General features: G+C 34.3%; 6 protein-coding genes. 5 read left to right on the forward strand and 1 reads right to left on the reverse strand.

The annotated features are described in order from the left end of the window. Positions 1 to 146: 146 nt before the first annotated feature. Positions 147 to 2,201 (reverse strand): adenylate/guanylate cyclase domain-containing protein, encoded by a 2,055-nt coding sequence (locus AB1414_11720; GenBank protein ID MEW6608094.1) that lies wholly within the window; start codon positions 2,199 to 2,201, stop codon positions 147 to 149. 1,088 nt (positions 2,202 to 3,289) lie between these two features. Here AB1414_11720 and AB1414_11725 point away from each other — a divergent pair. The 5 genes from AB1414_11725 to AB1414_11745 are packed head-to-tail and all read left to right on the forward strand — an operon-like array spanning position 3,290 to position 7,578. After that, entirely contained in the window at positions 3,290 to 4,381 is a 1,092-nt protein-coding gene (locus AB1414_11725; GenBank protein MEW6608095.1) for a glycosyltransferase family 4 protein, read from the forward strand. Beyond that, positions 4,356 to 5,027: a class I SAM-dependent methyltransferase gene (locus AB1414_11730; GenBank protein MEW6608096.1), complete on the forward strand. Its 672-nt coding sequence runs from the start codon at positions 4,356 to 4,358 to the stop codon at positions 5,025 to 5,027. Before AB1414_11725 ends, AB1414_11730 begins: the two co-directional genes overlap by 26 nt. Continuing rightward, a complete protein-coding gene (locus tag AB1414_11735; protein MEW6608097.1) occupies positions 5,024 to 6,352 on the forward strand; it encodes a glycosyltransferase in 1,329 nt (442 codons plus the stop codon). The genes AB1414_11730 and AB1414_11735 overlap by 4 nt, the downstream gene beginning before the upstream one ends. Beyond that, complete coding sequence (locus AB1414_11740; GenBank protein ID MEW6608098.1) at positions 6,333 to 6,893, forward strand: class I SAM-dependent methyltransferase; 561 nt, start codon at positions 6,333 to 6,335, stop codon at positions 6,891 to 6,893. Before AB1414_11735 ends, AB1414_11740 begins: the two co-directional genes overlap by 20 nt. Beyond that, positions 6,877 to 7,578: a methyltransferase domain-containing protein gene (locus tag AB1414_11745; protein ID MEW6608099.1), complete on the forward strand. Its 702-nt coding sequence runs from the start codon at positions 6,877 to 6,879 to the stop codon at positions 7,576 to 7,578. The genes AB1414_11740 and AB1414_11745 overlap by 17 nt, the downstream gene beginning before the upstream one ends. Positions 7,579 to 7,832: the final 254 nt, after the last annotated feature.

Raw genomic sequence — 7,832 nt, forward strand, 5'->3', positions numbered from 1 at the left:
GCAAGCAGGAAAGCGAACCTAAAGGTTCGCACTACATTTATCGAATGTCACAGGTTAATTCGTGTCCATTTGTGGCTAATTTCTCTAATTCTCTGTGAACTCTGTGCCTCTGTGGCTGAACGGTTACCATTAATTCGAGGAGACATTTACAATTCTTTCAGCGCCAATAATTCATATATCTTGACGGCATTTTGTTTTCCTTTGACAGTTTCTTTCCCTAATTCCTTCACTTTTACTTTATCTTTTACCTGTTGATAGGTGAATTCACTGATAATAATATTGGTGTGAAATTTTTTATTTATACCTTCTAACCTTGCCCCCAAATTAACATTATCTCCAATAATGGTATAATCTTTTTTCAACTCAGAACCCATATTCCCAACAACCATTTTACCCGTATTAATTCCAATGCCGATATTAAAAGTAGGCTGGCCTTTTTTAATCCGTTCTTCATTAAGTTTATGAAGCTCATTCATCATATCTATAGCGGTGCGACAGGCTCTTTCTGCATGGTCGATTTGCCCTTCTAACGGTGCACCATAAAAAGCCATAATTTCATCTCCAACATATTTGTCGAGTGTTCCATCATATTTAAAGACAATTTCTGTCATCCGCTGAAGGTATTCATTCAGGAGAAAGACGACATCCTTTGGCGGAAGGCTTTCTGATAAGGTGGTAAAATCGCGAATGTCTGAAAATAAAACGGTTAATTCCTTTTCTTCTCCCCAAAGTTTTAATTTCTCCGGGTCCTTAATAATCTCTTCAACGACCGTGGCATTGACAAAGTGCTGAAAAGCCTCTTTTATTCTTTTTCGTAGATTCTCCACAATAATATATTGAGATATTAAAATAATAAAATAGCTCATAACAATAATTAGACCAGGTCGAAATATCTCTATCCAGATACAGTGTAAATTAAATAGATATATCGCCCCTAATAAATAAAGAATGAGTATTTCTAATGTAAAAATTGCTCCCCAAAATGGTTTTAATTTTGGTATGACCAGACCGATAAGAACCGATAGAAAAATCATAATAATTAGATTTACCGCAAAAGACGGAACTTGCAAGAAAGAACGGCTTAAGATATTATCAATAATATTGGCATGAATTTCAACACCAGGATAAATAGAAGAAAAAGGTGTTACCCGCAGGTCCATTAACCCAGCCGCCGTAGAACCAATTAAAATTATCTTATCCTTAAAAACCTCTGGCTCTATAATTGGCTTCATCCCTTCCTCTATTAAACAATGAGAGGCAAAAAGAAGATAATATGAATAGTATTTATATGTCTTTATCCCCCCTTTATAATTTATAAACATTGTTCCATCTTCATTGATTGGAATTTTAACCTTTTTATCTAAATAAATCCCATCCCCTGGAACAAGTTTAATCTTTTGGACATCAAGCAAATTCATTGTTACCGCTAAAGATAAAGATGGATAAAACCGCTTATTAAAATTAATTAAGGTATATGCCCTCCGAACGGGACCATCCTCGTCAGGAATCATATTTATATGCCCAACACCTTTGACCGCTTTACAAAGTAAAGGTAGTGGTGGTGTCACACCATCAAATCTTTTAATTGCCTTAAAATCAGGGTTAAATTCAAGTGGCACCGCAAATTTATTTATCCAATCACAAGAGACATAATCAACTTCTCCTTCATCTGCTTTGGATTGAAATATATCTGCAAGATAAACATTTTCTGTTTCTCGGGCGCTTTCAGCTAATATCCTATCATAGTCCTGATAGAATGAATTTATTATCTCCTTTATTCTATTTGCTTTATTGGTCTGGATTAACTCATCTATTTCCATAATTGCCTGGTTTACATCTTCTTTTTCAACCATAGACTTACTTGTTTCTGTAAAAAGGACATCAAAGACAACTGCCTTTGCCTGGCTTAAATATTTAATTAATCCGCTATGCACCTCTCTGGTCCATGGCCATCTTCCATACAAATCCTCCATTTGCCTGATACTTTCCTCATCAATATCAATAATCACAATATCACTTCTTGCCTCTTTCGGGTCGGATAAGAGCCTGAAGCGATAATCCAGGGTTTTTCTTTCAAAGGTATTAAAAATGTCTTCAAAAGGCAATGAGATAAACAGAATAAGTCCTAAAACAACCAGAGATAACCCCACTCCTAAAAGGTATTTATACCGTTTCCATAATTTATAAAATAATCTTTGCATTAATACCTCCCTTTAGAAAACGTAACCGTTCAGGATATAGCCACAGAGCCACAGAGAACACAGAGGGAATATATAATCATGAATGAATCCCGTTAGATGTTTTACTATCTAACGAGATGAATCCGAATCTCTCTGAACAACAAAAAGATTTGTAGTGCGAGGTGTTAGCCTTGCTTCTGGCAAGCCAGAAGGTGAACCTAAAGGTTCACACTACATTTATGGGATATCACAGATTAATTCGTCTCCTTAAGTGACTAATTCTTTAATTCTCTGTGAACTCTGTGCCTCTGTGGCTGAACGCTTACTAGTGTGGTGTTGAGTAAGTTTTGCACGGAGTATCATCAGGTTTCGTAACCTGCAAACGGATAATTGGTAACTGGTAACTGGTAATTGGTTAAATAGTTTCGTCCTGAGCTCAGCCGAACGGTATTTAATTACCAGTTACCAATCACCAGTTACCAGAATCAAATTCCGTGCGTTATTTGTTCAACACGACACTCGAAAACAATCTCCCGCTCCTTAAACCTACTGTCTATTTTTACCATAAATTTAATTTTTTGTCAAGTAGCTGGTGAGTAGTGGGTAACTTTTTATGAATTTATCCTTGACAAAGGGATAAAAATAATATATTATATATAGGTGTTGAAGGTTTAAGATGATAAAACGGCTATTTGATGTCATTATATCTTTAACCGGGATTGGATGGTATTGGGGTTAGACCGTGAATGTTGAATGTAAAAGGGAGTTGCTTTCTACACTCAAGAGGCTGTTGACAAGAAAAAGTATAGTCCCTTTGATGAGGAAGAAGTTTTAATGTATGTATAACTCTATTAAAATAAAGCACTTGAGAGGTTACACTTAAATTTACATGGATTTATTCACACATTCATCTATCAAAACATTGATTATAAATAAAAATTTGCACCAGCATTGCATTCACTCCAAGTCCTTAATTCTCAAGAGGTTGTGTAATATTCACCCCCGTTATACCGCTGAAAAGATATGTCAACAGCCTGTCAAGGTCTGACCCTAATCCCTTCTCGACATATTGGGTAAGTTACATATCGATTTCGACTAAAGGAAAATATATGAAGATTTGTTTTCTGGCAGGAGCCAACTCGGTTCATAGTCATCGTTGGATAAGATATTTTGTTAATAAAGGGTATGAGATTTACTGGATTTCGCTTATGCCTTCGATAGAACCCTTTTCTGAGACGATATCATTTTATGATATTGGTCCTTTATCGACAAATCCAATTGATGTTTTTATTCAAGTTTTAAAGGCAAGACAATTAATAAAAAAAATTAAGCCCAATCTTTTACATATACATTCTGCAGGAACTTATGGACTTATTGGTGTGTTGAGTGGATTTCACCCTTTTATTGTAACCACCTGGGGTTCTGATGTCTTGATTAGGGGTCAGTCTTTAATCAAGCGACCAATAATAAGATTTGTATTAAAAAAATCTGACTTAATTACTTGTGACGCTGACCATATGATAAACGCGATGTCAAAATTAGGAATAGATAGTAAAAAAATGAAACTTATTTATTTTGGAGTAGAACCTGATAAGTTCAAGCCTGGTTTAAAAGACAAAAACCTGTTGGCAAAATGGGATGTTGGCGATTCGCCAACGGTTATTAGTTTAAGAAATCTTGAACCTGTATATGATATTGAAACATTAATCAAAAGTATTCCTTTGGTTTTAGAAAAAATACCAGAAACAAAATTTATAATTGCTGGTATTGGTTCGCAGGAAGAACATCTGAAAAGATTAGCGGAATCATTAAGGGTTATAAACAGCATAAGATTTGTGGGCAGATATTCGCACCTTGAGCTTCCCAATTATTTATCCTCAACAGATGTTTATGTATCCACATCGCTTTCAGACGCTGGTATTGCCGCCAGTACAGCGGAAGCTATGGCTTCCAACCTTCCTGTCATTGTTACCGATTCAGGAGAAAACAGAAAGTGGATTAAAGATGGAGAAAATGGGTTTGTAATTCCTATCAAAAATCCCAAAATACTGGCTGAAAAAATAATTTACTTGTTTGAACACGATGAAATAAGAAAAAAAATTAGCGAAAATGGTAGGGAAATAATCAATGAAAAAAATAATTACTACAAAGAAATGGGAAAGATGGAAGAGATTTATGAAGAAATCATTAAGAACAGTTAAGCGGGTATTAGATAAAGTTCTTGGAACAAAAGTTGATGAAATTTATTGGCGATCTCGAAAAAGGACATGGGCAAAAGATTGTATTTCCTCAGAATCATTATTACATCCACATCGCAAATTTTTAATTGAAAGGATAGATTTGTATTCTCCATTTGAATCGTTGATTGAAATCGGCTGTGGTGCTGGTCCTAACCTTTATCTAATTGCAAAGAGATTTCCGAAGGTAAAACTTTATGGAATTGACATTAATAAAAATGCTGTGGAAGCAGGTCGTAACTTCTTTGCGGCAGAAGGTATTAATTCTGTCTCTCTGGGTGTAGGTAAATCTGAAAACTTATGTTCATTCTCAGATAAAAGCATTGACCTGGCTTTAACTGATGCAGTTTTAATTTATATTGCTCCAGACAAAATTGAAAAGGTAATAAAGCAATTAGTTCGTGTTGTGCGAAAAACACTGATATTTGTGGAATGGCATAGTAATTCACAAACATCAATTTATAATGATCATTGGGCACATAATTACAAAAATATATTAAAAGATTTTATTCTCCCAAATAAAATAAAATTTACTAAAATTCCAGAAAATATTTGGGCTGGAGATTGGGCAAAATACGGATATATAATTGAATCAACATTAAAACCATGAAAAAAGTTTTGATTATTGCAAATTTATATCATGCTTTTCCACGAATACCGGGCATATCAACTTATTTGCCAGAATTTGGGTGGCAGGCAACAATAGTTACACCCCCTCTGGATGATAAGGCAGAAAGTCAACTCGGTTTCCCTAAGCAATTTTTAGAAAGGGCTAGAATTATAGAAGTGCCTTATCATGGTGATATTTTCTGGTTTTGGAGAAAGATATTTAAGTTACTTGGCTTTGAAATAAAAGAGAGTATAACCGAGCAGATAAAAGAATCTGTTGGTATAATTTCAAAGGATTCTTTTATTGATTTCATAATGAAATGGTATCAGACTTTTTTTGCTTATCCTGATACTGAAAAGGGATGGAAGAAATCTGCCCTTAAATCAGCAGGTAAAGTTTTAAGAAAAGAATATTTTGATGTCATATTGAGTAGTATTCCCTTTCCCACAAGCCATATTGTTGCTTATAATATAAAGAAAAAATTTGGATTACCCTGGGTTGCAGACTTTCGTGATACCTGGACTGAAAATCCAGTTTATACTTTTCCAAATTTTAGAAAAAGAATTGATAGAAGATTGGAAAAAAAGACGATGAGGTATGCAGATGCAGTGGTAACCGTTTCGCTTCCATACGCTAATAGTATTGAGTCACTTATTAAAAAAAAACCAGAAATAATTGTCAATGGTTTTGACCCTGAAAATCTGAATGTTTCAGGCGTGGTATTAACCGATAAATTTACAATTACTTATACAGGTACTATTTATACTAATAAGCAGGACCCTGAAAAATTTTTTATTGCTCTCAGAAATTTAATTGATAAAAAATTAATTGAGAGAAAGGATTTAGAAGTAAGATTTTATGGAAAGATTTTAAATTGGTTAAAAAACGACATAGAAAAATATGGACTTAATGATATAGTAACGCAATATGGGACTGTATTTAGGAGTGAGGTACTGTCCAGACAAAAGGAATCTCATGTTCTTTTGTTTTTTAACTGGGAAGACAGGGAGAAAAAGGGGCTATCTCACTTAAAGTTTTTTGAATATCTGTCTGCACAGAGACCAATTCTTGCCAGCGGAGGGTTTGTTGGTGATGAGATAGAAAAAATACTCCTTAAGACAAAAACAGGCGTTTTTGCCCCCACAGTTGAGAATATTACAGATGCTCTTTTAAATTTTTATAAGGAATATAAGCAAAGTGGCAAAGTTTTTTATTACGGCAGGTTAAATGAAGTCAAAAAATATAGTTATTATGAAGCGGCAAAGAAATTTTCCATTGTCTTGAGCAGAATAACTAAGGAGCACTATGAGTTTAACGCGATATAAAATGTACAAGAGAATATCAGAATGTCTTAAAGAACCGATAAGGGGAAAAATTTTAGGCATAAGTAGTATAACTAATTTCTATCCATTAATCGATAAAGAAAGAAGTGAAATTATAGTAACAGAGTACCCGGAAATAGATATGCAGAATTTGCCTTTTGCTGAAAATAGTTTTAATTATGTAATAAGTGACCAAGTAATAGAACACCTTGAAAATCCTCAGAAAGCAATAGATGAATCATACAGAGTATTAAAAGAGGATGGTATGGTGATACATACAACCTGCTTTATGAACTATATACATGTTGCCCCAAAAGACTTCTATCGTTTTTCTCCAGACGCATTAAAGTATCTCTGCCGTAATTTTTCAGAAGTAATGCAGTGTGAAGGTTGGGGAAATCGTGTGGCAATTCTTATCTGTTTTATGGGTGAGCGGTTTAGAAGTATAAATATTCCAGCAAGCCGGTTCAGTATAAAAAATATAATTGCCAATTATAATGAGGAACACTATCCAATTGTTACCTGGATTGTGGCAAAAAAGTAATATGGAGCATGAGAAAAAATTTAATTTGCAATTTGAAGTTGAACAACGACATTTTTTAGAGAAACTTGATTTTGTTGATTGGTTTCGGTATTTTTACATCATCAAAGAAGTGATTGACTTTACACCAGATAATGTTCTGGAAATCGGAGTCGGGAGTGGGATGGTAAAAAATTGCCTCAAACCTATTGTTAAAAATTATATGGTGATGGATGTCAACAAAAATCTTCAGCCTGACATCGTAAACGATGTGCGAATTTACCAAGATAGATTGAAGTGTAAATTTGAATGCGTAATTGCCGCTGATATTCTTGAACATATGCCATTTTCCGACTTAGAGAGAAGTTTAAAAAATATTTATTCATACTTAAAAAATAAAGGGATAGCAATTATTACAATTCCACACCGCCGTACTAATTTTTTATTTATGACACCTACAAATAAACCGCATGTTTTTACTCTACCAACAGGATTTTTAAGTCCGGGTGCATTTTACCGCAGATTTATAAAAAGAAAGATATGGATTGACCCTGACCATTGCTGGGAAATAGGTGACGGTAGAATTAAGAAACATGATGTCGAAACATTATTTAAAAAATGCGGTTATGAGATATATAAATTCAGAAAACTTTTTTATGTTGACTTTTGGGTTTTATTTAATCTGAGGACAAAAATTGGAAATGTTTGAAAACGGCTAAGGTTTAGAATGCCACGCCTTGCTCAAGAGAATTGGTGTAATTTTTAGAATAACTCGAAATTTTGTTAGGAGGAAAGGACACAATTACGCATTAGCCCTGGTGTGGTGTTGAACAAATAACGCACGGAATTTGATTCTGGTAACTGGTGATTGGTAACTGGTAATTGGTAACTGGTAATTAAATACCGTTCGGCTGAGGTAATCGGTCAGTTATTGGTGGGAGAAAGGCATAAAGATTAAATTTC

It is taken from the genome of bacterium (assembly GCA_040755795.1).
Taxonomy (GTDB): domain Bacteria; phylum UBA9089; class CG2-30-40-21; order CG2-30-40-21; family SBAY01; genus JBFLXS01.